The following is a 26,148-nucleotide window of genomic DNA, read 5'->3' as shown; positions in this document are numbered from 1 at the left end:
TATGTATGCAATCCAGGTTAGTAAAAATGGTGGCCCAGAAGTTCTGGAATACACCGAAGTGCCCTCCCCATCTCCATCGGAGAATCAGGTTTTAGTCGATGTCCACACCGCTGGTGTGAACTACATTGACACCTACTACCGGGAGGGCATTTATAATTCCGCCCTACCTTTCATCATCGGTGAAGAGGGTGTGGGCCGCGTTGTCCACGACCCCAAGGGCGACATCGCCGAAGGCACAATGGTGGCCTGGAACCACGCTTTCGGGTCCTACGCGGAACAGGTATGCGTTGATCGCAACCGCATGGTGTCCGTCCCCGACGATATTGATACTGATGTTGCTGGCACCATGTTGCTACAGGGCATGACCGCGCATTACCTCATCCAAGGTGTCTACGAGCTCGGTGAAGACTCCTCCTGCTTGATTACCGCCGGTGCTGGCGGAGTCGGTCTTTTGGCTACGCAAATGGCTAAAGCAGCCGGTGCGACGGTCTACACGGTGGTATCCAGCGATGAAAAGGAACAGCTGTCCTATGAGGCCGGCGCTGACCAAGTCTTCCGCTACTCAGAGGGACTTGCCGAGCAGGTTCGCCGCTTCAATGGTGGCCGTGGCGTGGACGTGGTCTATGACGGCGTAGGCAAAGACACCTTCCAGGAGTCGCTCGAGGTCGTTCGCCCCCGCGGCACTGTATGCCTCTTCGGCGCAGCGTCCGGTCCAGTCGACCCGATTGATCCGCAGGTGCTCAATAAGCACGGTTCAATCTTCCTCACCCGTCCTTCGCTCGGTGCATACACAGCTACCGATGCCGAATTCCAGATGCGTGCCTCAACGGTCGTGCAGATGGTCAGCGAAGGCAAGCTCAACTTCCGTATTGGCGCCTCCTATGACCTCAAAGACGCGCGGCAAGCCCATGAGGACCTACAAAACCGCAAGACCACTGGATCCATCGTCTTGCGCGTGCGTGAGAACGACTAGTTACTCCCACATCGTCTGAGTCAGACAAAAGCGGTGTGCGGCCCTCTTGAAGAGGAACTGCACACCGCTTATCGCATTTATGCGTTTATGCATCTATGTAGTTATACCCTCATTTTGCGGGTTCGCGTCGCATTGTGCGCAGTCCATTCTCGTATTGTGCTTTTCCTTTTAGAAAAGGACAGCGGACCAACCAAGCATGCGGCCGATTGGCTCCCAGCCGACGAGTGCGTCAATGGTGAGACCAATAAACAGTACCGAAAGGTAGTTATTGGAGTAGATGAACAAGCGCATTGGCTTGACCTTGGCGCCCTTCTTGACGCCGTCGTGCAGGCGAATAGCCATCCACAGGAAGCCGATACCGGAGACCACCGCTGCAACCAAGTAAATCCACGATGCGGCTGGGATCAGCAGGAAGGTCACCAGGACGGTGGCGATGGTGTACCAGACGATCTGACGGGTAACTTCTTGCTCCGTTGCTACCACGGGCAGCATCGGTACGCCTGCGCGGCGGTAGTCTTCCTTGTACTTCATAGCCAAAGCCCAAGTATGAGGTGGGGTCCAGAAGAAGATGATAAGGAAGAGGACAATCGCCTGCCACCAGCGGTCAGGGTCGCCGTCGGTAGCGTTATCGCGGATTACAGCCCAACCAACGAGTGCTGGCATACAGCCGGCCAAGCCACCCCAGACAATGCCCTGCTCATTCTTCATCTTCAGCCACTTGGTGTAGACGAATACGTAGAAGAAGTTTGTCAGGATGACGAAGAACGCCGCCAACCAGGAATTAGCCACGACACCCAGCCAGAAGATGGACAATGCCAACATGATCCAGGCGAAGATCGCCGCATTCTTGCGGGAAATGTTTCCGCGCACCAGAGGGCGCGCGCGTGTGCGCTGCATTTTCTTATCAAGCTCGTACTCAACAACATTGTTGAAGGTGTGCGCTGCTGCAGAGCCCATCCAGCCACCAAAGATGGTGGAGATGATAAGCCAGATGTTGTCTGCTGCGGCGTCAATACCGCGCTGTGCCTGCAGCATTGCAGGAATGGCGGCTACGAGGAGGAGCTCGATGATCCGAGGTTTTGTCAAAGCAATATAGGCCTTGATGGTGTCCAAGGAATTTTCCTCCAACTATAAATTGTGTATGCGCAGTGCAAAATGATTCGCTGTTGCCTGACAATTAGCTCCAGCGTCTATCGCGTTTAAGGTGCGCTAAATAAATCAAGAAATATCAGTGACTAATTGTCCCAAATACACTTCATTAGTCGAACTCAGGGTTGCCATAGTTCCCTAGCGCTCTTAAATCGTTGGCAAGGTCACAGTGGGTAGCTGATTCCTTGCCGGAGTCTGCGTAAGTCAGGCTTAGTTTCTTAAAACTCCAATTAAATTCATGGTTATTTTACGTGGCCTTAGCAGCAGGTAACCATGCAAGCCTACAACTTTTTGTCTAAAGGATGAAATAGCAACACGTGATCGATCCTCCCTGGGCTGGAGATCAGTAGACTATGTGTGGTCAGAATTAATCCCGAACAGATTGGTGAGGCAACTTTTACCGTGTCTTCTTCGAACCTCTCCCCCGAATTGCAGGCGATGACAGAGCGCCGCTACCCAGATAACTGGTCAGAGTATGACACTCGCGCAATTGATACTGTGCGCGTGTTGGCAGCAGACGCGGTTCAAAACTGCGGTTCGGGCCACCCGGGCACCGCGATGTCGCTGGCTCCGCTGGCGTACACGCTCTACCAGCACGTGCTGGATCATGATCCAAAGGACGTGAACTGGGTTGGTCGTGACCGCTTCGTGCTATCAGTTGGTCACTCTTCTCTTACCCAGTACATTCAGCTGTACTTGGGCGGCTTCGGTCTGGAAATGAAAGACCTGGAGGCACTACGCACCTGGGATTCTTTGACCCCAGGTCACCCTGAAGTTGGCCACACCGACGGTGTGGAAATCACCACCGGCCCTTTGGGCCAGGGCTTGGCATCTTCCGTGGGTATGGCGATGGCTGCGCGCAAGGAGCGCGGTCTTTTCGATCCCGAGGCAGAAGCCGGTCAGTCACCATTTGATCACTTCGTGTATGTGATTGCATCCGATGGTGACTTGCAGGAGGGCGTTACCGCAGAGGCATCGTCTTTGGCTGGTACCCAGGGCTTGGGCAACCTCATTGTCTTCTGGGATGACAACCGCATCTCCATCGAAGATGACACCAATATTGCTTTCAATGAAGACGTCAACGCTCGCTATGAGGCTTATGGTTGGCACGTCCAGACCGTTGAGTCTGGTGAAGACGTTGTCTCCATCCTCGATGCAGTTGAGAACGCGAAGGCTGAGACCAACCGTCCATCCTTCATCCGCGTGAAGACCGTCATCGGTTACCCAGCGCCAAATAAGATGAACACCGGCGGCGCTCATGGTGCGGCTTTGGGTGATGATGAAGTTGCAGCCACCAAGGAAATCCTGGGCTTCGATCCTTCCCTCAACTTCCACATCGATGATGCGGTTATTGCTCACACCCGTAAGCTCGCGGAGCGCGGTGCAGAAAAGCACGCTGAATGGCAGAAGAAATTCGACGCGTGGGCTGAAGCTAACCCAGAAAATAAGGCACTCTTTGACCGTATGGCAGCACGCGAATTGCCAGCCGGATTCACCGAGGACCTGCCAACCTGGGATGCCGATCCAAAGGGCATTGCTACCCGTAAGGCATCTGAGGCAGCTATTCAGGCTCTAGCGGCCAAGCTTCCTGAGATGTGGGGCGGCTCTGCCGACCTTGCGGGCTCCAACAACACCGTCATCAAGGGTGCTCCATCGTTTGGTCCAGAAGCAATCACTACCGATATGTGGTCAGCAGACCCACACGCGGGACGTAACCTGCACTTCGGTATTCGTGAGCACGCTATGGCCGCAATCATGAACGGCATTGCACTGCACGGTAATACCCGCGTTTACGGCGGCACCTTCCTGATCTTCTCCGAGTACCAGTTCCCTGCCGTTCGCCTGGGCTCCTTGATGTCCACCGACACCTACTACGTGTGGACCCACGACTCCATCGGTCTGGGTGAAGACGGCCCTACCCACCAGCCGGTGGAGGTTCTATCCGCACTGCGCGCTGTACCTAATCTCTCTGTCATCCGTCCAGCAGATGCAAATGAGACTGTTCAGGCATGGGCAGCTGCCATGGAATACAAGGCTGCACCAAAGGGTCTGTCTTTGACCCGTCAGAACATTCCTGTTCTGGAAGGCACCAAGGAGAAGGCCGCTGAAGGCGTACGTCGTGGTGGCTACATTCTTGTGGAAGCTTCACAGGAGACCCCAGATGTCATCCTGATTGCGACCGGTTCCGAGGTTCACCTGGCTGTGGATGCAGCGAAAGAATTGGAAGCCGCAGGCACCGCAACACGCGTAGTGTCGATGCCATGCCAGGAATGGTTTGATGAGCAGCCAGCAGAGTACCGCGAGTCCGTCCTGCCAAGTGATGTACTGGCACGCGTCTCTGTCGAAGCTGGTATCTCCCAGTCGTGGCACAAGTACTTGGGCTTTGCAGGCCGCGCAGTATCCATCGAGCACTACGGTGCTTCCGCGCCTGCTGAAGAGCTATTTGAACGTTTCGGTTTCACTGCCGCCAAGGTTGTTGAAGCTGCTCAGGACTCATTGGCTGCAGCCAAGAAATAGGAGTTTAATACATGACCACCATTGATGACCTCGCACAAATTGGTACCTCCACCTGGTTGGATGACCTTTCCCGTGACCGCCTGGAGTCCGGCAACCTCAAGGAACTGCTGAGCACCAAGTCGATCGTCGGTGTAACCACCAACCCAGCTATCTTTGCATCGGCAATGTCTCAAGGTTCTGCCTATGACGCAGACTTTGAGAAGTTGAAGGCAGAGCGCGCAAAACCAGATGAGGCTGTGTACTCCCTTGCTATTGATGACGTCCGCAATGCTTGCGATGTATTCCAGGAAATCTTTGAGAAGTCCGGCGGCAAGGATGGCCGTGTATCCATCGAGGTTGACCCCCGCATCTCCGATGATGGTGAGGCCACCATCGCCCAAGCGCGTGAACTGTGGAACCGCGTTGACCGCGAAAACGTCATGATCAAGATCCCAGCAACCGATGGCTCCATGGGTGCTATTAGTGAGGCTCTTGCTGATGGCATCTCCGTCAACGTCACCTTGATCTTCTCTCTTGAGCGTTACAAGCAGGTTATTGAAGCATTCAAGACCGGTATCGCTCGCGCGGCAGCGAATGACTTGGACATCACCAAGATTCACTCTGTTGCCTCCTTCTTCGTTTCCCGTGTGGACGTAGAAATCGATAAGCGCCTCGAGGCTCTTGGAAGTGATGAAGCTCTTGCGCTCCGTGGCAAAGCTGGCATTGCGAACGCTCAGCAGGCTTATGCGCTCTACCAGGCCGAGCTCGAAAACGCTGATAACTTGCCAGAAGGCACTAACCTGCAGCGTCCACTGTGGGCATCGACGGGTGTGAAGAACCCTGATTACCCAGCAACGCTGTACGTTTCTGAGTTGGCTGGTCCAAACACGGTTAACACCATGCCAGAAAAGACCATCGATGCCGCTTTGGACTCAGCTGCTTTGCACGGTGACACTTTGAGCAATACCGCTGAAGAATCTGCGCAGGTGCTAAAGGATCTTGAGGCCGTTGGCATTGATCTGGATGACGTATTTGAGGTTCTTGAGCGCGAAGGCGTTGAGAAGTTCGTCGACGCGTGGAATGAGCTTCTAGAGTCTGTCCAGCCTCGCTTGGTCTAATCTGACCACCCTTCACTGCGCAATAGCGCGTGGTGTACCCGCCGTAAAATTGTCCTCCTGTGAGATTGATTCTGACTGGAATGTTACGGCGGGTCTTTTAAATATTTGGCTAGCGCCCACCAATCCCAGCGGTGCTAGTAGACTCGAGGGCGTTCGAATGCGCTGAAAGGATTGCTTGCTTGTGACTAGCCCTAGCGACTGGGTTAACCCCCTGCGTGATGATAATGATAAGCGCCTACCGCGCATCGCTGGACCTTCCGGAATGGTCATCTTCGGTGTAACTGGTGACTTGGCCCGAAAGAAACTGCTGCCAGCTATTTATGACCTTGCTAACCGCGGTCTGCTGCCGGCTGGATTCACCTTGGTTGGCTATGGCCGCCGTGATTGGGACAAGCAAGCCTTTGGCGAGTACGTCAAAAAGGCCGTGGAAGCAGGTGCTCGTACCCCGTTTAGGGAAAACGTGTGGACGCACCTGGCACAGGGCATGGAGTTTGTGTCCGGCGACTTTGATGATGCCGGCTTCGATGCGCTTTCTACGCGTTTGGGTGAATTAGATTCAACACGCGGTACTGGTGGCAACTGGGCGTATTACTTGTCGGTTCCGCCGGACTACTTCTCTGATATCTGCCACCAGATTGAGCGCGTGGGTATGGCAACCCCGACCGATGACTCTTGGCGCCGCGTAATTATTGAAAAGCCATTCGGCCATAACCAAGAATCAGCACGCGAGCTCAATGAGATCGTCAACGCGGTCTTCCCAGAGGATGCCGTATTCCGTATTGACCACTATTTGGGCAAGGAAACAGTGCAGAACATCATGGCACTGCGCTTTGCAAACCAGATTTATGAGCCAATGTGGAACGCACACTACATCGACCACGTGCAGATCACCATGGCTGAGGATATCGGCTTGGGTGGTCGTGCTGGCTACTATGACGGCATTGGTGCGGCCCGCGACGTTATCCAGAATCACCTGATTCAGCTTCTAGCACTTGTGGCCATGGAAGAGCCGAGCTCGTTTAGCCCCGCAGCACTGCAGGCTGAAAAGATTAAGGTCTTGCAGGCAACGAATGCTATCCACCCATTGTCTAAGACCACCGCGCGCGGTCAATATTCCGCCGGTTGGCAGGGTTCTGAATACGTGAAGGGATTGCGTGAGGAGGAGGGCTTCGACCCGAATTCCACAACCGAGACCTACGCAGCCTGCACGTTGGAGGTTAACTCACGTCGGTGGGCTGGAGTGCCTTTTTACCTGCGCACTGGCAAGCGTTTGGGCCGTCGTGTGACGGAAATTGCGCTGGTATTCAAACCAGCACCCCACCAGCCATTTGATAGCGGGCAAACCTCCGCCCTAGGCACCAATGCCGTGGTTATCCGTGTTCAGCCTGATGAGGGCGTGACCCTGCGCTTTGGTTCGAAGGTGCCAGGTTCAGCCATGGAAGTTCGTGATGTCAACATGGACTTTTCGTATGCTCAGGCCTTTACTGAAGAATCGCCTGAGGCATATGAGCGTCTGATTCTGGATGCGCTACTCGATGAGTCTTCGCTCTTTCCTACCAACGAGGAAGTGGAGCTGTCTTGGGCCATCTTGGATCCAATTTTGGATTATTGGGAAAACAACGGCCAGCCAGAAAGCTACCCAGCTGGTACGTGGGGACCTGAGTCCGCTGATGCCATGTTGGCCCGCCGGGGTCGTACCTGGCGCCGACCATAGATGTGAAGTGTGAAGGATAATTTGCTGTGATCACCCCAATGCCCAATACCACCACGAGCAAAATTGCCCGTGGGCTTGTAGAAGCACAAGAGCACTACACACTAACCACCTCTCGCGTGCTGACTTTAATCGTCGTGCTGCGCGCTGAGGATGAACTAGATGCAGTCCTTGATTCAATCCGTGATGCTTCACACGAGCACCCATCTAGGGTTCTCGTAGTCATTACCGGTGAGCAAGATGCCGAGCCAGTACTCAATGCTGAGCTGCGTGTGGGTGGTGAGGCTGGCGCCTCAGAGATCGTTGTCATGCACCTCTTCGGCCCACTTGCAGATAATGCCGAATCAGTCGTGACTCCCCTCCTGCTGCCGGATACCCCCATCGTCGTATGGTGGCCATCGGCTGCGCCACAAGAGCCATCAAAGACACCTATTGGTGCCCTGGGTCAGCGTCGCATCACCCGTGCCGCTGGTACTGATGAATTGAAGGAACTTTCCGCAGGATATGCCCCGGGTGACACCGATATGGCATGGGGCGAGATTACCCAATGGCGCGGCATCGTTGCCTCTGCTTTAGACCGTTTGCCCCACGAACCCGTCAAAAGTGTCGAGATTGCAGGACCAGCTGACAGCTTGGCCGTGGATCTCGCGGCTGCGTGGCTCCTGGACCGCCTCGCGGTGCCAGTCAAGCGCACCGTCTCGAATGATAATGAGGAGCTATTTACGGTTCATAGCCTGCGCTTCTTCCGTGAAACCTCCGACATTCACATTGAGGCATCAGAGGCGGGATCCATCCGCGTGGATGTGCCTGGCTCACCCGAATCCATGGTCGCGCTCAACACCCGTTCCGTAGCAGAAATGCTTTCAGAGGAGCTACGCCACTTGGACGCGGATGAGACCTACGCACACACGCTGCGCGGGCTTGCAAAAGTCGACTACAACTAGTTTCATTAATCCCTATAACACTGCACATTTTCCCTATCCCAGTTTCCGTGCAGTGATGCGAAAGGACCAATTTCAAAAGCCATGGTGACTATCAATCGCGTTGCCGATTTACAGGAACTCATCTCTACCGCTGCGCTCAAGTTCATTGACGTTGTCAGTGCAGCCCAAGCTCCTGGTGGAGGTGTCCATGGTGATGGAATTGCCCGCGTTGTACTGACCGGCGGTGGTGCAGGCATTGGGTTGTTGAAGGAACTAGCCAACTTGGAACGCGCCGCTGATGCTCAGGGAGAAGACTTTCCTGCCCTTCGCATTGATTGGGAACGAATCCACGTATTCTTTGGCGATGAACGCAATGTTCCAGTCTCAGACCCTGACTCCAACGAGGGCCAGGCGCGTGAAGCACTATTGGATCACGTACGTATCCCCAATCGGCATATCCACGGATACGATTTGGGTGCAATCTCTATGAAGACAGCAGCGAGTGCCTATGAAGAAGAACTCCGCGACTTCGCACCGCAGGGCTTTGATCTACACCTGCTGGGTATGGGTGGCGAGGGCCATATCAACTCGCTCTTCCCTCATACAGACGCTGTGCGTGAGACTGAGGATAAAGTCGTTGCGGTACAAGACAGCCCGAAGCCTCCTGCAGAGCGTCTGACCCTCACATTACCAGCAGTCAACACCGCACAGCACGTTTGGTTGCTCGTTGCCGGTGAAGAAAAAGCCGAAGCCGCAGCTCAAGTAGTTGCGGGCGCGTCCGCAGAAGACTGGCCTGCCGCTGGTGCCAACGGCGCACAAGAAACCGTTCTCTTTTTGGCGGATAACGCAGCTACACAGCTCAACTAAGAAGATCAGTGGCTGAGCGTCTAATCTCGGCGACAGTGAAGCCCGCTAGGATGATTTCCTAGCGGGCTTCACTATGTTTTTAAGCCGTGGTGACTGGCTTAAGAATATGCCTGAATGAGGTTCAGACCGATAATGCAAGCCACCCAAATGATGACCATGACGATCGTGTAACGGTCCAGGTTCTTTTCAACCACAGTAGAACCAGAGAGGTTGGACTGAACGCCGCCGCCAAAGAGGCTGGACAGGCCGCCACCCTTGCCCTTGTGAAGCAAGACGAATACTGACATCAAAATTGCGGAGATGACCAGTACGATCTGCAGTGTCAAAATCATGAACTAACTACCTTGCGTTGTGCTAATAGATTTTCTCGCTCCTACATTCCCCGTCTAAAGTGCACGCACTCGCGCGCGAGGACGAGTAAGAAAATTGGGTGTAAGAACTTTGGCTACTACGCATGCTACACCATGACCCCGGATTGGAATTGATCCAACCCGGGGTTTGGCTAGCTACTGGTTCGCGTTTGCTGCGTTCGCTGCGAGCTTGGCGAACTCCTCACCCTTCAAAGACGCGCCTCCGACCAAGCCGCCATCGACATCTGGCTTGGACACAATCTCAGCGATGGAATCAGTTTTGACGGAACCGCCATAAAGAATGCGGATACCTGCTGCCACGTCATCGCCAGCAAGCTCCTGGACCAAACCACGAATAGCGGCACATACTTCCTGAGCATCATCAGCCGAGGCCACCTTGCCGGTACCGATCGCCCATACTGGTTCATAAGCAATGACGGTCTTCGACAGTGCGTCTGCATCAAGACCAGCCAGGGAGTTGCGAGTCTGTTCCACTACGTAGGAAACGTGCTCGCCAGCCTCACGAATGTCCAGTGGCTCACCGACACAGACGATTGGTGAGATGCCGTTCTTCAGTGCTGCCTGTGCCTTCTCAGCGACGAGCTGATCGGACTCATTGTGGTACTCACGACGCTCAGAGTGGCCAACAACTACGTAGGTACAGCCGAGGGCAGAAAGCATCGCGCCAGAGACTTCACCAGTGTAGGCACCGGACTCGTGCTGAGAAATGTCCTGTGCGCCGTAGGTGATCTTCAGCTTGTCGCCTTCGACCAAGGTTTGCGCAGTACGAATGTCGGTAAATGGCACCATGAAGGAGACATCGACCTTCTCGTAGTATTCCTTTGGCAAGGTGAAAGAGAACTTCTGCAGCTCGCCGATAGTTTGCTTGTGGTTGAGGTTCATCTTCCAGTTGCCAGCAATTAGAGGGGTACGTGCCATGGGACTGGGCACATCCTTTCCTAGGGTGTTTCTTTGAATATTGGGAGATTTAAGGCTTAGGACTCAAGGACTTCGACGCCAGGCAGTTGCTTGCCCTCGAGGAACTCTAAGGATGCGCCGCCACCGGTGGAGATGTGGCTGAAGCCGTCTTCATCCAAACCAAGTGCGCGAACGGATGCAGCGGAGTCACCGCCACCGACAACGGTGAAAGAGCCATTATTCGCGGTGGCATCGATGATTTCCTGTGCAACACCAGCGGTGCCCTTGGAGAATGCTTCCATCTCAAATACACCCATTGGGCCATTCCAGAAGACGGTCTTGGACTCAGCGAGCACCTTGGCAAATGCTTCAACAGACTTAGGTCCGATATCCAGGGACATCCATCCTTCTGGGATGCCGTCGAGTTCAACAACCTTATTCTCTGCATCGGCTGCAAATTCGGTTGCAGCTACCAAGTCGACTGGCAGAACCAGCTTGTCGCCGAAACGCTCCAGCAGGGACTTGCAGTTATCAATCTGGTCTTCCTGCAGCAGAGACTTCTGGATGTTGTAGCCCTGTGCTGCGAGCATGGTGTAGCACATGCCGCCGCCGATAATGACATTGTCAGCCTTCTCAGCCAATGCCTCAATCACACCGAGCTTGTCAGAGACCTTTGCACCGCCGAGAACAACGACGTATGGGTGCGCAGGTTCTTTGGCAACGGTAGACAAAACATCAAGTTCCGCCTGAACCAGCTTGCCGGCGTATGCAGGAAGACGCTTTGCAACGTCATAAACCGATGCCTGGGCACGGTGAACCACGCCAAAACCGTCGGATACGAAAGCGCCGTCATCAGCTGCCAAAGCAGCGAGTTCATCAGCAAAAGCGCCGCGCTCTGCCTCATCCTTAGAAGTTTCACGCGCGTCGAAACGGACATTCTCAATCAGGAGAACGTCGCCTTCGCTCAATCCATTCGCACGCTCATGAGCATCTTCACCAGTAACGTCGCCCGCGAGGGCAACATACTGATCAAGTGCTTCAGAGAGCGCCTCAGCAACAGGTGCCAGCGAGTACTTCTCATTGACTTCGCCCTTTGGTCGGCCCAAGTGCGCAGAAAGAATTACTTTTGCTCCCCCATCGACCAACGCCTTAATGGTTGGCAACGAGGCGTTAATGCGACCTGGGTCAGTGATATTGCCTTCATCATCCAGGGGGACGTTGAAGTCAGAACGTACCAACACGTGGCGTCCATCTACGCCTTCAGCCAGCAAATCATCAAGGGTCTTAAAAGCCATGTCATCTCCTTGTATTGTGCGCTACATCCGCGCACGAAATGGTTGTTATAAAAGCTTCACTTAAAACAATACCGACCCAGCCAGAAAAGGCGGGTCGGTATAGCTGTGATGTTTACTTACACATAATAAATATGCTCGTTAACGTCGATTTTAGAGGTTGCTAGCAACCAGAGCGGTGGTACGAACCAGCTGGGAGGTGTAGCCCCACTCGTTGTCGTACCAGCCCAGAACCTTCACCATGTTGCCACCGGTCACCTTGGTCATACCAGCATCGAAGATGCAGCCATGGGAGTCAGAGATGATGTCGGTGGACACGATCGGATCCTCGGTGTATGCAAGGGTCTCGCCGAATTCGCCGGTAGCGGCTTCCTTGATAGCTGCGTTGATTTCATCAACAGTGACGTCGCGGGAAGCAGTGAAAGTTAGGTCAGTTGCGGAACCGGTGATGGTTGGCACACGCATAGCGTAGCCATCTAGCTTCCCCTCGAGTTCAGGAAGAACCAAAGCGACTGCCTTTGCCGCACCAGTGGAGGTTGGAACCATGTTGACTGCTGCCGCACGTGCACGACGCATATCCTTGTGTGGTGCATCCTGCAGACGCTGGTCGCCGGTGTATGAGTGAATGGTGGTCATCAGACCCTTTTCGATACCAATCTTCTCATGCAGAACCTTCGCCATTGGTGCCAGGCAATTGGTGGTGCAAGATGCAGCAGAGATGACGTTGTGGTTCGCAGGATCATAAGAATCGGAGTTCACGCCGTACACGAAGGTAGCGTCAACATTCTTACCTGGCGCAGAGATGATGACCTTCTTCGCGCCAGCTTCGATGTGAGCCTTTGCTGCTTCGCCATCGGTAAAGAATCCAGTGGACTCAACAACAATATCAACATTGTGGTCAGCCCAGTTCAGGTTCTTTGGATCTGGTTCTTCAGAAACAGCAATGCGCTTACCATCGACGATGATCGCAGTGTCGTCGTACTCGATTTCGCCATTGAAACGACCCAGAACAGAGTCATACTTGAGCAGGTTTGCCAAGGTTGCGTTGTCGGTCAGGTCATTTAGAGCGACAACTTCCAAGTCGGTGTTGCCTTGCGCAATAGCGCGGAAAAGGTTGCGGCCGATACGGCCAAATCCATTGATACCAATGCGAACAGTCACAGTAGTTGTCTCCTAAAGAGTTGGATAAACGGAGTACGACAAATCTCTTTGCCTCGGAAAAACCCTTTGAGTTTCTCTGACGAACCCGATAATACCGAGATTTCCTACTATGCGCAGATTTAAAAAAGCAAACTCACATAAATGGGTGATAATCGGGCATATATCCAAGAATTTGGAAACCATTTCCCTATCAAAAACCAGATATCGGGCAAGGTCATGAACATAATGTCCGAACTCGCCCGATTACTAGTAGTTTACAATATGACATAGATCACATTGAATAAAAGTGAGATAGATTACGGTGATTCACGCGTCATCTTCGTCGCCATAACCCAATTCATTGACCGCTTCGTTGGTGTCTGGAATGCCGAGTTCTTGTGCACGGCGATCCGCCATGGACAGCAGGCGGCGAATACGACCTGCTACTGCATCCTTCGTCATCTGTGGCTCTGCCAAACGTCCGAGCTCTTCCAAAGACGCCTGGCGGTGCTGGAAGCGCAATGTTCCGGCATCTGCCAAATGCTCAGGTACGTCATCCCCCAAGATTTGCATCGCACGCTCAACACGGGCTGCCGCGGTAACTGCAGCACGGGCACTGCGTCGGAGGTTGGCGTCATCAAAGTTGACCAAACGGTTTTCCGACGCTCGGACCTCACGGCGTTTACGCTTATCTTCCCACGTAAGTCGGGTGACCTGAGCACCCATTCGCGTAAGCAATGCGCCAATGGCATCGCCATCTCGAATAACGACGCGGTCTGCGCCTCGGGTTTCCTTGGTTTTAGCAGCAATTCCCAATCGTCGAGCGCAGCCAACCAGCGCGAGCGCTGCTTCTTGACACGGACAGACGACCTCAAGTGAAGAAGAACGGCCAGGTTCAGTTAACGTGCCTGCCGCAAGGAAGGCTCCCCGCCATGCTGCCTCATTATCAGCAATAGAACCAGAGACCACCTGTGGTGGAAGACCCACAACTGGATGGCCAGAACGAGTTATCAAGCCTAGGCGTCGGGTTAGTTCCTTGGCACCGGCACCAATGCGCAATTGAATGCGTGACTTCTTTGTAGACCCCGGAGGGCCGACCACGTGGCTAGACGTCTTAATGTCGTAGAGCTGTTCAATCGCCGTGATGAGGCGATCAGCAATCGCTTGGTCTTCAAGCTCAATCTCATATGCAAGCTGGCCATTGGCATTGTGAAGTTGACCGGCAAAACGAAGAATTGCGGCAACCTCCGCAGCACGAGCGCTGGGTCGAGTAATCGTAGTTGCCGTTAATTCATTTTTGACGTCCTCAGTCAAAGTCACTGTAGAAATCTCCCTGCCTTTTTAAAATAGCTAGCTCAATAAATATCTAACTGAATCATTCAACGATAACGCACCGATGCGTGCTTCATTCAGTTATGTAGGGACTGGCACCCCACCCCAGGTTCAAATTCGGTCAGTATTTAGAAGCCGTCCGAGTCCAGTTGAGAGGCGAGCCAGTCGCTACGCATGCTTGATAGAACTGTAGCTAGTTTAGTCGGATCATGCCGGTTGAGCTCTAATCCATCATCTGTGATCATGCAGACGTCCGCGAATACCACTTCTGCCCCCAGCTGAGCAGCTGTACGCTGCACGTGAGTGCGTTCGCTGCCTGCCAATGGCATATTGCTGTCAATAAGAACGCGATCCACCTGTAGCTTCGGCGCATGCTGAGCCAGCACATGTAGATGGCGTTCGACAGAAAATCCATTGGTCTCCCCTGGCTCCACGGAAAGGTTGAGCACAAGTACGCGCAACGCATTCGAACGCGAAATAGAATCCACAATTTGTGGAACCAGCATGTGCGGCAATACGGATGAGAACCATGAGCCTGGGCCGATAGTGATGACATCAGCGTCATTAATCGCCTGCAGAGCACGAGGGTTAGCCTGCGGACCGCTCGGGCTAATATGTACTCGGCGTACTTCTCCCGGGGTGGTTGCCACTGCAACTTGTCCACGAACAGCGCGAATAACGCGCGGGTCATCTTCTAACCCGGCAACTTCTGCTTCAATGCTCAAAGGCCGGTTAACCACGGGCAGAACACGACCATGAGAATCCGTGAGTTCAGCAACTTTATCTAAAGCTGCCTGCATGTCTCCAAGGACTTCCGCCAAACCAGCGATCAAAAGGTTGCCCACTGCATGCCCTGCTAAAGCGCCGGTGCCACGGAAACGATGCTGCAGGGTCTGTGCCCACAGTTCACCATTGGCATCATTACGACTCAACGCAGCCAGCGCCATACGCAGATCACCCGGCGGAATGATATCGAGCTCTCGCCGCAAACGTCCAGAAGAGCCCCCATCATCAGCCACGGTCACAATCGCTGAGATGGAATCAGGGTCGCACTTACGCGCTGCCAATAGCGTCTGGAACAAACCATGTCCTCCGCCTAAACAGGCGAAGTTAAAGGAAGAAGTACTCAACTCACTCCTTAGGGAGATCGGATGACTAGCCCAAACAAAACATCAGGTAATGATTGGGGCGCTTGCTAACTACTGTGAAATCAAATAGTCATCTCACGATACAACACGACGGCGACTTTTAAACCTCTTGGCTGCCTTCAGAAATGGAACTTTGTTCGATTTCCTGCACATACCTCAAGGTCACAGGATTCTTAGGTTAGTTGCGATTGATATCGCGGTGGAGAACTGTGACATCAAGATCACCGCGCTCATTGAGCCGTCGGACAATCTCCTCAGAGACAGCCACAGAACGGTGATGCCCGCCTGTACAGCCCACCCCTACGGTGATGAAGTTCTTGCCTTCGTGACGGTATCCATCCATCATCGAATCCAACATCACGAGAAAGTTCTCAATGAACGGTTCTGCCGCATCCTGGCTCAGAACATAGTCCGACACCGGTTCATCAGTCCCGCGGAAACCACGTAATTCGGGTACCCAATAGGGGTTCGGAAGAAAACGAACGTCCACAACCAAGTCGGCATCACGCGGCGAACCGTGCTTGAATCCAAAAGATTGGACAGTCACGTGCTGCTCGCTGACACTCATGGAACCAAACGAAGCTTCTATAGCGCGACGCAAATCATGTACAGATAGCGCCGTGGTGTCAATGATGACGTCAGCAGCGCCACGAACTTCCTCCATAGCATCTCGCTCACGGCGAATCCCGATCTTCAAGGTATCGCCTCCTTGGAGCGGATGAGTACGTCGCACCGAATCGAAGCGACGTATCAATACATCATCTCGAGCGTCCAAGAATAAAATGCTGGGTTTAACCCCAATTGCCTCGAGATCCTTAATGGTGTCCTTGACCGAACCGGGGAATACTCGCGAGCGAGTATCGGTCACCACTGCCATGGGTTTAACCTGTGGGTCATTGTCCAACCCGGCCTTAAACACTTTCGAAATCAAAAAAGGAGGAAGGTTGTGAGACACGTAGTATCCCTTATCCTCCAAAACCTTTGATGCCGAGCTAAGACCGGCACCAGACATTCCAGTCAGCAGTATGGGTGGCATCTCAATTGTCGTCATGTCGGCCAGTCTATCGTGGATTGCGCAAAGAGTGCAGGGCATGCTTAAGTTTCTTGGGTAAAAATCTCACAATGGACTATCCGAGGATTCTCCCATCACTCTTTTAATCGGAGAAAGATTGTCTCCGCCATTTTCGGGCCAATGCCCTTCACTTCTTCGATCTCAGACTGCGATGCTTCTTTCAGCTTCTTGACAGATCCGAAGTGTTTCACCAAGTCTGTTCGACGGGTTGGCCCCAACCCTGGGATGGAGTCAAGCACCGAAGAGCGCATACGCTTGGAACGCTGCTGGCGGTGGTAGCTAATAGCAAATCGGTGGGCTTCATCGCGGATCTGCTGAAGTAAATACAATGCCTGTGAATTGCGTGGCAAAATCACAGGTTCATCATCGCCGGGAACCCAAATTTCTTCCAAACGCTTTGCCAAACCCACCAGAGTTACGTCCACGATTCCGAGCTCATCAAAGACTTTCTGGGCAGCAGCTACCTGCGGCGCGCCACCGTCGACGATGAAGAGTTGAGGCGGGTATGCGAATTTGCGCGCAGCATCTGTGGCTTCCTCGATGACGTTTTCATCATCAAAAGTCGACTCCTCGACTTCCTCATCCGGGTTCGCCAACTTGTCTTCATTGTGACGCTTAAATCGCCGGTGAGTTACCTCAGCTATGGATCCGACGTCATCAGAGCGGCCATCGCCTGCGGCTTCTTTGATGCGGTAGCGGCGATAGTCCGACTTACGGGCTAAGCCATCTTCAAAGACCACCAGTGATGCGACCACGTCGGTGCCTTGGATATGGGAAATATCCGTGCACTCAATACGCAGCGGTGCGGTTTCCATCCCCAGTGCTTCTTGAATGTCTTGCAGAGCTGCAGAACGTGCTGTGAGGTCACCAACTCGTTTAAGTTTATGCTGCTTGAGAGCGTCCTTAGCGTTCTTCTCTACCGTTTCCATCAATGCGCGCTTATCACCGCGCTGCGGCACGCGTAAATCGACTTGTGCACCGCGCAGCTCTTCAAGAAGCTCCTGAACTTGCGTGGGCTCCTCTGGCATTGCCTGCACCAAAATTTCGCGGGGCACCACACGCACTTTGCGTTGGGCAATGTGAGATTCCTGATCTACTCCCCTGCGCTCAAGCGCTGCGTCTTCCTCAGCCTCAATCTTTTCACGCTCCACGGCGTCGCCATAGAACTGAATGAGAAAGTTCTGCATGAGCAGCGGCAAGGCTGGGTCTTGCTGGCCTTCCTCGAGCTTTTCCAGTGTTGCCTGATCACCTACGCGTTCGACGACCCATCCGCGCTGGCCGCGAATACGTCCATCACGAACATGGAAAATCTGCACGGCAGCTTCCAGCTCATCCGCGTGGAAAGCAATCAGGTCAGCATCCGTGCCGTCACCAAAGACAACCGCTTGTTGCTCCATGATTTTATTGATGGCATCCAAGTCATCACGCAGGCGCGCTGCACGTTCAAATTCCAACTCATCAGATGCATCCTGCATCTGTTTGGTCAGGTCTTTCACCACGTCAGCGGTGTTGCCATTCATGAAAGAAATCAGTTTATTGACTGTCTCGCGGTGTTCTTCTTCGCTCACGCGGCCAATGCATGGGGCATCACACTTGCCGATGTAGCCCAGAAGACACGGACGCCCGAGTTTCTCGTGCCGGTTATAGACGCCCTTCGAGCACGTTCGCATGGGAAAGACACGTGTGAGTAGGTCCAGGGTTTCGCGAACGGCCCAAGCGTGGGAATATGGTCCGAAATAGCGCACGCCCTTGCGGCGTGGTCCACGGTAGAAGAAAGCCCGCGGGACTCGCTCGCCCACGGATACCGCCAGCATCGGATAGGTCTTATCATCCCGGTACTTAACGTTAAATCGCGGATCGAATTTCTTGATCCACGTGTATTCCAGAGCTAATGCTTCAACTTCACTGGCCACCACGGTCCACTCAACGCTGGCAGCGGTTTGTACCATCTGCCGTGTACGCGGGTGAAGCTGGGTAATGTCCTGGAAATAGTTGGATAGCCGCGCACGAAGGTTTTTGGCTTTGCCGACATAAACGACGCGCTTGTTCTCATCCCGGAATTTATAGACACCCGGGTCAGTCGGGATGGTTCCAGGGGCCGGCCTATAGGTGCTCGGATCAGCCACAGTGGTTATACCACCCTTTCCTTCGCTCGCAGCGATAGCTTAAATGTGTTCTAGATAGTAACTAACGTCCTAGTCCACAGGCATGTACTTGGCTTCGAGCTCGCGGAAATCTCGCGTTGCCTTAATAGCCTTTTCTTTATCGCCCGACTGGATCGCCCACACCGGGACATACTCAAACTCAGGCAGCTCAATGCGCGCCATGCGGGAGCCTTCTGGGAATGCCATTCCGTAAATGACCTGCCATGGGTAAAAGCGTGTACCCACGATATTGCGGATTTCTACTCCGTCTTCATTCGCGCGCAGCCGCGGACGGTTAAAGACGATCCATGCAAGGATGGATAGCACAACACCAACACCAGGGAATGCAAATTTATCAATCACGGTGATGTACGCACCGGTGAACTCTACGTCCAACATCACGCCCATAAAAATATGGAATGGCATGATGATCACGATGCACAGGATCGCAATCTTGCGCAGGAATGAAGAGTTCACCTCCAGCTCCCAAGGTTTGGTGGAGGTCATGGCGAAAGGATCGGCCGTGGTATATGCCAAGATCTCTTCGTCAGTTAATTGCTTCCTCGGTTGGCTATTACCCGCGCCAGCCGCCTGATCAGTCATTGCTTAAGTCATCTCCTACAGTCCGCGCTTTGACGCACGAGCTTTAATATTACGCAGTTGGAGCACAGTATCTAAAGCCGCCTGCATTGCCTCAACACCTTTATCCTCTGCTGCGCCCGGTGCACCAGAACGATCTACTGCTTGTTCATGGGTATTTACAGTCAGTACGCCGTTCGCAATAGGCTTAGAAATATCCAAAGCAATACGGGTAAGACCCTGGGTGACAGAGTCACACACATAATCAAAATGCGGGGTGCCACCGCGGATGACGCAGCCCAGTGCTACCACTGCGTCATAATGCTGAGCTGCTTCTTGTACAGCCACGGGGATCTCCAGTGCACCGACCACACGGAAGCCGTCAACATCGGCGCCGCAGCGCTCCGCTTCAGCAATAGCGCGTTCATGGAGACGATCACAAATATCTGCATTCCACGTTGCGGAAATAACAGCGACGGAAATACCAGATGCATCAATCTGAGCGACTTCCGGAAGACCTACTTTGCTCATGTTCTACCTTCTTTAGACTTTATTACCACTACTGCCCCAACACCTTGCTGTAGTCCAGTTTAGGGCTCATCGCAATCAGTGCGAACCGTGCTCTTGATCCCACGCATCCACCTGCGGAAGCACATGATTCATGCGGTCACGCTTGGTGCGTAGATAAGCAATGTTGTCTTCATTGGGCGCTACTTCGACTGGAGTGTGCTTGTGGGCATCAAACCCGAAGCCTTCCAATCCTGTGCCCTTATGCGGATTATTGGTCAACAGGTCCGCTGAGACAATGCCCAGCTCGCGCAAGATCTGCCCTGCAACGGAGTACTCCCGCGCATCCTCAGGCAATCCTTGTTCCAGGTTGGCATCTACCGTATCCAGGCCTGCATCCTGCAGTCGATATGCATGAAGCTTCGCCAAAAGACCAATGCCCCGGCCTTCTTGTCCGCGCAGGTAAATGATGACACCGCGGCCAGCTTCTTGAATGATGCGCATGGATTCATGCAGCTGCTGTCCACAATCACAGCGACGCGAGGCAAAAACATCACCGGTCAAGCACTCAGAATGCACGCGCACCAGGACATCTTCAGCTCCCTTGAGCTCTTTCAGGTCGCCGGCAACCAGCGCTACGTGTTCTTGACCATCAACCTCATGCTTATAGCCCAGCGCAGTGAATGGACCGAAGTCAGTCGGCAGACGGGTCTCAACCGAGCGCTGAATCTGAGTTTCATGATGACGCCGCCAATCAATCAGCTGCTCAATAGAAATCATCTTCAGATCGTGTTCGTCCGAAAAGCGTCGTAGCTCCTCGGAGCGCGCCATGGTGGTGGGATTTTCTTCAGAAACAATCTCACACAGCACGCCCGCTGGACGCAGACCCGCTAGGCGAGCCAAGTCAACGGCAGCCTCAGTGTGTCCATCACGCTCAAGCACACCGTTTGGGCGCGCCGCCAATGGCACGACGTGGCCGGGGCGGGTGAAGTCATCAACTACCGATGCCGGATCGGCCAGGCGACGCATGGTTTCAGCACGGCTAGTGGCTGAGATACCGGTAGTACCCGTTGCAGCGTCCACTGTCACGGTGTAAGCCGTTCCACGAACGTCTTCATTCTTGCCCATCATCGGTGGCAAGTTCAGTCGCTTACAATCTTCAGGCAGCAAAGGTGCGCAGATATAGCCGGAGGAATATCGCACCATGAAGGCAACCAGCTCAGGGGTAGCCAATTCAGCCGCAAAAATCAGGTCGCCCTCATTCTCACGGTCTTCGTTGTCAACAACAACTACCGCCTTACCGGCGGCGATATCTGCAATCGCGTCCTCAACTGAGTCAAGGCGAACTGCATTATTATCAGGTGCGCTCATAGGTTCTCAGCTTAGTCTTTCTGGTCTGTGGAATTAAGTTTGGGGTTAACCATCTTTTCCACATACTTCGCCAGCACATCAACTTCTAGGTTGACCAGGGAACCTTCAGTCAGTTCACCCAAAATAGTATCCCGCAGCGTGACTGGAATTAAGGAGACCTCGAACCAATCTTCACCGATAGCAGAGACCGTCAATGAGGTTCCGCTAATAGCAATGGAGCCTTTCTCCACCACGTACTTGGACAACTCCGCGGGTAGTTCAAAACGCAGCACTTCCCAGTTCTCCGATGGAGTACGGGAAATCATCTTGGCGGTTCCATCAACGTGCCCCTGCACGATATGACCGCCAAACCTGGTGGTCGGTAGCATCGCACGCTCCAGGTTAACCAGTGAACCATCTGACAGCTCGCCCAACGCTGAGCGGACGAGCGACTCCTGCATCACGTCAGCAATAAAGGTTGATTCTTCCAGTTCAGCCACAGTCAAGCACACACCGTTGACAGAGATGGAGTCACCCAGCTGAGCATCAGAAGTCACAACTGGCGCCTTGATGCTAATTCGCACAGCGTCACCTTGTTCTTGCATGCCGACGACAGTGCCGCGCTCTTCTACGAGACCAGTAAACACTTAAAGCTTTCTCCTTTGAATATCTTTTCAGTTCTAATCAACCACGAGGCCCTGCGCTTTATTTCAGATACACAAACCGTCAGGTGCTGGTGGATCTATCGGCGATTAGCCGGTAGCCCTCGGTAGTTGATGAGCAGGTCATCACCAAGGGCAATGACTTGACCTCGGGCAAAGCGGGCCGCTTCTGTCAGGGTGTTAGCAATTGGGTGGGCAAGAACGGATACGCCACCGCCAAGCAGCATCGGTGCGAGATAGACCTGTACCCAATCGACATAACCTGCGTTCATGAAGGCAGAGGCAATGCCTGAACCGCCTTCGACCAACACGTCGCGGGCGCCGGAGTTATAAAGCTCAGCCATCGCATCATCGATGCTGGTGTATTGTTCAAAACCCAGTGTGTTCAGGTTGGAGGCTACCGCGCCGACATCAGCGATGCTGCGCCTGCCGATGACCACTCGACGCGGCTGATTCTCACGCTGCGTGCCATCAGGATTGCGCGCCGTCAGGGATGGGTTATCGGTTAATGCTGTTCCCGTACCAATGATGATGGCATCACGGTGTTCGCGGTCTTCGTGAACATAATTACGTGCTGCTTCACCAGTAATCCACTGGCTCGTGCCATCGGAAGCTGCGGTGAAACCATCAATGGTCTGCGCGAACTTTAAGGTCACGTGCGGACGACCCATCTGAACTGACTTCAGCCACGGCACAAGCGCATCATGTTGATCCAGTGGTGACTCGAGCTGGTGAACCTCAATGCCGTTGCTGCGCAGATAGTCCGCACCACCAGCAGCCTCCGGATTCGGGTCACTGTGCAGGTAATAGACTTCCTTGATGCCGGCATCAATCAGCGCCTGCGTGCAGGGGCCGGTTCGGCCCGTGTGATTACACGGTTCCAGCGTGACCACGGCCGTGGCGCCTTCGGTCTTGCCCTGGGCATCGGCAAGCGCCTGCACCTCCGCGTGCGCACCACCTGCCGGCTGGGTCGCACCAGTTCCAACAATCTCACCGGACGTAGAAATGATCGCCGCTCCCACCGGCGGATTTGGGCTGGTAGTGCCGCGAATCTTCCAGCCTGCATCCATCGCCTTCAACAGAGCTTGCTCAATAATGTCCGGTGAGTGTTCCATGTGTTATTCCTGCTTCGTCGAAAATTATTAAAGCGTGGCTAGTTGGCGGAGGTTCTCAACTTCCGCGGCCTTATCATCCTTCTTGAAAATCGCGGAACCGGCCACGAAAGCATCACAGCCGGCCTCAGCGCTTTCGCGGATCGTGTCAGCGGAAATACCGCCATCAATCTCAATGAGGGTATCCAGTCCTTGCTCATCGATTGCCTGACGCAGCTTCCGAACCTTATCCAACATGTCCGGCATGAACTTCTGACCTCCAAAGCCTGGTTCAACGCTCATCACCAAAGCAAGATCAAAGTGGGATAACTTATCCAGCCATGGCTCAATCGGCGTATTCGGCTTGATGGAAAAACCTGCGCGAATCCCCAGCCCACGGATCGTGGCAGCCAAGTCCAGCGCGGCCTGCTCATCAGCGACTGCCTCCACGTGGAAGATAATGCAATCCGCACCCGCCTTCGCGTAAGTCTCAACCCACTTCTCTGGCTCTTCAATCATTAAATGCACATCGAGGACCTGGTCAGTGATGCCATTGACGGTCGCAGTGATGTCCGGACCAAAAGATAGGTTAGGCACGAAGTGACCATCCATGATGTCCACGTGGATCCAGTCGGCATTAGCCACTTCCTGGACTTCTTCGCCCAAACGCGAGAAGTCCGCAGCCAGAATGGAAGGTGAAATCAAAGGTGCTGAAAAGGTTGCAGTCATGTGCTCCATCTTAGGCATTCTTGCGTAGGACAGCGAAGAACATAGCGTCCGTGCCGTGACGGTGTGGCCACATTTGCACCGACTTGTGCTCCCCCACATCACCCATGTCTGGGATCAGGTCATGAGCATTATCTTCGCTCACGCCTAGTTCAGCGACTGCTTTATCGACCACACTGCGGGTCTCACGCAAATCTGGTGAACAAGTGGAATAGACCAGCACGCCACCTGGACGAAGCAGCTTGACTGCTGATTCGAGCAACTCGTACTGCAAAGCAGAAAGTTCAGCAATGTCTTGTTCTTGCTTGCGCCAGCGGGCTTCAGGGCGACGACGGAGCGCGCCCAGACCGGAGCATGGGGCGTCAACCAGAATACGGTCATAGCCCGGCTCAAGCCCAGGGTTGCGGCCGTCGGCCACATGCACCTTAACGGGTAGGTCACCCACGGTCTTTTCAATCAGCTGTGCGCGGTGCTCGGAGACCTCAATGGCATCAACTTTCGCGCCCTCAATGCGTGCTAGCGCACCCATGAGTGCCGCCTTTCCACCTGGTCCGGCGCACAGGTCTAGCCAACGTCCTTGATCCCCGCCTACGACGGAAGCCTCAACGACCGCGCGAGCAATCAGCTGCGATCCTTCATCTTGGACAGCGGCAAGGCCCTGCTGCACGGGTTCTAGATCGCCCGGATCCCCAGAATCCATGTAGACGGCATAAGGAGAGTACTTTCCTTCCTCAAATCCAGTCATCAGCGCGAGCTCCTCCGCGCTGATCTCACCAGGACGTGCGACTAAGTGGACGACCGGGCGTTGCGAATCCCCTTCAAGTGCCTCTTCTAGCTCACCCAATCCAACAACACGGGAGAAAGACTGTGCGATCCACGTCGGGTGAGCATGCCTAAATGCCACCGCTTCAATCTCACCAGAAGGGGTGAGCTTATCCAGCCACTCCTGTGGGCTAGTGCGCGTAATAGTACGCATGATGCCGTTGGCAAAGCCTTTGGCCTTTTCATGACCAGCTGCCTCAACGAGACGCACGGTGGTATCCACTGCCGCGTGCGGTTCCACACGGGTATAGATCACCTGATAGGTACCCAGACGCAGAGCGTCAAGAACTTCCGGTGCGAGCGAGTCCAAACTCCGCGAAGAGCACTCATTGATAATGGCATCCAGCACGCCCTCTGTGCGCAGTGCACCGTAGGTCAGCTCAGTCGCGAAAGCCGCATCACGGCCTTCTAATCGGTTAACGCGCAGTGCCTTAGGCAACGTCAAGTTCGCGAAAGCATCATCTTGGTGCACGCGCAGCAAGGTTTCGAAAACTACCGCGCGGGCCAAATCTACGCCAGCTTTACGTGCATCACGGATCAGATTGGCTGTCTGATGAGCGCGGTTGCGGTCATTTCTTTCATACTGACGTCGCGGATGCTGACCGCCTCGACCGCGCTGTCCGGTCTGTCCGCTTTGCCCCCGGCGGTTGTTTCCGCGAGCCCCATTGGCACCCTGTGGTTTCTCCGCTGGCTTCTTCTTGCTGCCCTGTGGGGTTCGATCTGTTGAACCACCGGTCTTCGAACGCGACCTAAATCCACCACTCATGAAAAGTTCACCTCAACATCATTATTCGCGCCTAGACCGCGACCCCAGTCAGCGGCATTCATCATTTTCTTTCCTACTGGCTGCAGCTGGTCCACACGCACTGGTGTGGTAGCAGTTCCAACGTAAACGGCCTTCTTAGTGATGTGAACCTGTCCGGGAGAAAGTTCCGGAATCTCATTGAGCACTTCAGCTTCGGTGTGCAGGGGCGTTATCTTACCAATCTTCATACGATCATCCCCCAACATCGTCCATGCGCCCGGTGCAGGAGTATGCGCGCGCACGTGACGGTCTACCGCGAAATCAGGCTCCGACCACCTGATGCGGGCATCTTCCGTGGTGATCTTGGAGGCGTAGGTAGGCTCCCCCTGTTGTGGTTGCGGCACCATCTCCCCTGATTCCAAACCATCCATGGTGGCGACAAGGAGGTGAGCTCCAGATTGAGAAAGACGCTCCAGAAGCTCGCCTGCAGTGTCTTTAGTCTGGCTAGTCTCAGTGATTGTTCCGAGAACCGGACCGGTATCAAGCCCTTGCTCAATCTGGAATGTCGATGCCCCCGTAATGTCATCACCAGCTCTAATGGAAGCCTGCACAGGCGCGGCACCGCGCCAAGCGGGAAGAAGTGAAAAGTGAAGGTTGACCCAGCCATGGGTTGCGGCATCTAAGAGATCTTCTGGCACTAAATTGCCATAAGCAACAACTGGAATGGCATCCGGCGCAAGTTCTTTAATTCGCTCACGCACAGCTTGACCGTCCTCAGTATCTGCCTTCAATGTCGAAGGGGTCAGCACTTCAATACCATTTTCCAGCGCGACTTCTTTGATGGGGCTGGGATAGAGTGTGCGGCCGCGGCCTTTGCGAGCATCTGGTCGGGTGATAACGGCAACTACCTCATGAGATGAGGCAATGAGTGCTTTGAGCGCAGGAACGGCAGGTTCCGGGGTGCCAGCGAAGATGAGCTTCATGTCAGGGCTCCTTTAGGTTGATGTAGCAATGAATATCTATCGCAAAACTC

At 54.0% G+C, this 26,148-nt stretch carries 23 protein-coding genes; 6 read left to right on the top strand and 17 right to left on the bottom strand.

The window, feature by feature from the left end:
• Nucleotide 1: 1 nt before the first annotated feature.
• On the top strand, nt 2-973 hold the full coding sequence (locus tag ACG98I_RS00290; RefSeq protein WP_394717537.1) for a quinone oxidoreductase family protein: 972 nt from the start codon (nt 2-4) through the stop codon (nt 971-973).
• Between the two features lie 168 nt (nt 974-1,141).
• On the opposite strand, the gene ACG98I_RS00285 is transcribed toward ACG98I_RS00290, so the two are convergent.
• On the bottom strand, nt 1,142-2,101 hold the full coding sequence (locus ACG98I_RS00285; RefSeq protein WP_394717536.1) for a heme o synthase: 960 nt from the start codon (nt 2,099-2,101) through the stop codon (nt 1,142-1,144).
• A 459-nt stretch (nt 2,102-2,560) separates the two neighbouring features.
• Here ACG98I_RS00285 and tkt point away from each other — a divergent pair, with 459 nt between their 5' ends.
• From tkt to pgl, 5 genes are all read left to right on the top strand, one after another.
• On the top strand, nt 2,561-4,639 hold the full coding sequence (gene tkt / locus ACG98I_RS00280; RefSeq protein WP_394718038.1) for a transketolase: 2,079 nt from the start codon (nt 2,561-2,563) through the stop codon (nt 4,637-4,639).
• Nucleotides 4,640-4,650: 11 nt separating this feature from the next.
• On the top strand, nt 4,651-5,736 hold the full coding sequence (gene tal, locus ACG98I_RS00275) for a transaldolase (protein ID WP_394717535.1): 1,086 nt from the start codon (nt 4,651-4,653) through the stop codon (nt 5,734-5,736).
• 181 nt (nt 5,737-5,917) lie between these two features.
• Nucleotides 5,918-7,450, top strand: a complete 1,533-nt coding sequence (gene zwf / locus ACG98I_RS00270) for a glucose-6-phosphate dehydrogenase (protein WP_394717534.1) — start codon at nt 5,918-5,920, stop codon at nt 7,448-7,450.
• Between the two features lie 26 nt (nt 7,451-7,476).
• Nucleotides 7,477-8,391 (top strand): glucose-6-phosphate dehydrogenase assembly protein OpcA, encoded by a 915-nt coding sequence (locus ACG98I_RS00265; protein ID WP_394717533.1) that lies wholly within the window; start codon nt 7,477-7,479, stop codon nt 8,389-8,391.
• Nucleotides 8,392-8,472: 81 nt separating this feature from the next.
• Nucleotides 8,473-9,237 carry a 6-phosphogluconolactonase gene (gene pgl, locus ACG98I_RS00260; protein ID WP_394717532.1) on the top strand — a complete coding sequence of 255 codons (765 nt, stop codon included), beginning with the start codon at nt 8,473-8,475 and terminating at the stop codon, nt 9,235-9,237.
• Nucleotides 9,238-9,335: 98 nt separating this feature from the next.
• Here pgl and secG read toward each other — a convergent pair whose 3' ends face one another.
• The 16 genes from secG to fmt all read right to left on the bottom strand — a co-directional run bounded on the left by secG (nt 9,336) and on the right by fmt (nt 26,098).
• Entirely contained in the window at nt 9,336-9,569 is a 234-nt protein-coding gene (gene secG, locus ACG98I_RS00255) for a preprotein translocase subunit SecG (RefSeq protein ID WP_394717531.1), read from the bottom strand.
• 174 nt (nt 9,570-9,743) lie between these two features.
• Nucleotides 9,744-10,526: a triose-phosphate isomerase gene (tpiA, locus tag ACG98I_RS00250; RefSeq protein WP_394717530.1), complete on the bottom strand. Its 783-nt coding sequence runs from the start codon at nt 10,524-10,526 to the stop codon at nt 9,744-9,746.
• Nucleotides 10,527-10,582: 56 nt separating this feature from the next.
• Nucleotides 10,583-11,800, bottom strand: a complete 1,218-nt coding sequence (locus tag ACG98I_RS00245; RefSeq protein WP_394717529.1) for a phosphoglycerate kinase — start codon at nt 11,798-11,800, stop codon at nt 10,583-10,585.
• A 150-nt stretch (nt 11,801-11,950) separates the two neighbouring features.
• Nucleotides 11,951-12,958, bottom strand: a complete 1,008-nt coding sequence (gene gap / locus ACG98I_RS00240) for a type I glyceraldehyde-3-phosphate dehydrogenase (protein ID WP_394717528.1) — start codon at nt 12,956-12,958, stop codon at nt 11,951-11,953.
• A gap of 306 nt (nt 12,959-13,264) precedes the next feature.
• Nucleotides 13,265-14,257: a DNA-binding protein WhiA gene (gene whiA, locus ACG98I_RS00235; RefSeq protein WP_394717527.1), complete on the bottom strand. Its 993-nt coding sequence runs from the start codon at nt 14,255-14,257 to the stop codon at nt 13,265-13,267.
• Nucleotides 14,258-14,397: 140 nt separating this feature from the next.
• Entirely contained in the window at nt 14,398-15,399 is a 1,002-nt protein-coding gene (gene yvcK / locus ACG98I_RS00230; RefSeq protein ID WP_394717526.1) for a uridine diphosphate-N-acetylglucosamine-binding protein YvcK, read from the bottom strand.
• A 196-nt stretch (nt 15,400-15,595) separates the two neighbouring features.
• Nucleotides 15,596-16,477: an RNase adapter RapZ gene (gene rapZ / locus ACG98I_RS00225; RefSeq protein WP_394718036.1), complete on the bottom strand. Its 882-nt coding sequence runs from the start codon at nt 16,475-16,477 to the stop codon at nt 15,596-15,598.
• A gap of 86 nt (nt 16,478-16,563) precedes the next feature.
• Nucleotides 16,564-18,615, bottom strand: a complete 2,052-nt coding sequence (uvrC, locus tag ACG98I_RS00220) for an excinuclease ABC subunit UvrC (RefSeq protein WP_394717525.1) — start codon at nt 18,613-18,615, stop codon at nt 16,564-16,566.
• A gap of 69 nt (nt 18,616-18,684) precedes the next feature.
• Nucleotides 18,685-19,236 (bottom strand): PH domain-containing protein, encoded by a 552-nt coding sequence (locus tag ACG98I_RS00215; protein ID WP_394717524.1) that lies wholly within the window; start codon nt 19,234-19,236, stop codon nt 18,685-18,687.
• Between the two features lie 15 nt (nt 19,237-19,251).
• Entirely contained in the window at nt 19,252-19,743 is a 492-nt protein-coding gene (gene ribH / locus ACG98I_RS00210; RefSeq protein WP_394717523.1) for a 6,7-dimethyl-8-ribityllumazine synthase, read from the bottom strand.
• 75 nt (nt 19,744-19,818) lie between these two features.
• Complete coding sequence (locus tag ACG98I_RS00205) at nt 19,819-21,090, bottom strand: bifunctional 3,4-dihydroxy-2-butanone-4-phosphate synthase/GTP cyclohydrolase II (RefSeq protein ID WP_394717522.1); 1,272 nt, start codon at nt 21,088-21,090, stop codon at nt 19,819-19,821.
• A gap of 11 nt (nt 21,091-21,101) precedes the next feature.
• On the bottom strand, nt 21,102-21,716 hold the full coding sequence (locus tag ACG98I_RS00200) for a riboflavin synthase (protein ID WP_394717521.1): 615 nt from the start codon (nt 21,714-21,716) through the stop codon (nt 21,102-21,104).
• A 95-nt stretch (nt 21,717-21,811) separates the two neighbouring features.
• On the bottom strand, nt 21,812-22,846 hold the full coding sequence (gene ribD, locus ACG98I_RS00195; protein ID WP_394717520.1) for a bifunctional diaminohydroxyphosphoribosylaminopyrimidine deaminase/5-amino-6-(5-phosphoribosylamino)uracil reductase RibD: 1,035 nt from the start codon (nt 22,844-22,846) through the stop codon (nt 21,812-21,814).
• A 27-nt stretch (nt 22,847-22,873) separates the two neighbouring features.
• On the bottom strand, nt 22,874-23,551 hold the full coding sequence (rpe, locus tag ACG98I_RS00190) for a ribulose-phosphate 3-epimerase (RefSeq protein ID WP_394717519.1): 678 nt from the start codon (nt 23,549-23,551) through the stop codon (nt 22,874-22,876).
• A 10-nt stretch (nt 23,552-23,561) separates the two neighbouring features.
• Nucleotides 23,562-25,136, bottom strand: coding sequence for an RsmB/NOP family class I SAM-dependent RNA methyltransferase (locus ACG98I_RS00185; RefSeq protein ID WP_394717518.1), 1,575 nt, complete (start codon nt 25,134-25,136; stop codon nt 23,562-23,564).
• The gene (fmt, locus tag ACG98I_RS00180) at nt 25,133-26,098 is read right to left on the bottom strand and encodes a methionyl-tRNA formyltransferase (RefSeq protein ID WP_394717517.1); all 966 of its coding nucleotides are present in this window, start codon (nt 26,096-26,098) and stop codon (nt 25,133-25,135) included. The genes ACG98I_RS00185 and fmt overlap by 4 nt, the downstream gene beginning before the upstream one ends.
• Between the last annotated feature and the right edge of the window lie 50 nt (nt 26,099-26,148).

Origin of the sequence: Corynebacterium sp. L4757 (assembly GCF_043673995.1) — a bacterium.
Taxonomy (GTDB): Bacteria; Actinomycetota; Actinomycetes; order Mycobacteriales; family Mycobacteriaceae; genus Corynebacterium.
This window is presented reverse-complemented; position numbering and strand designations above follow the sequence as displayed.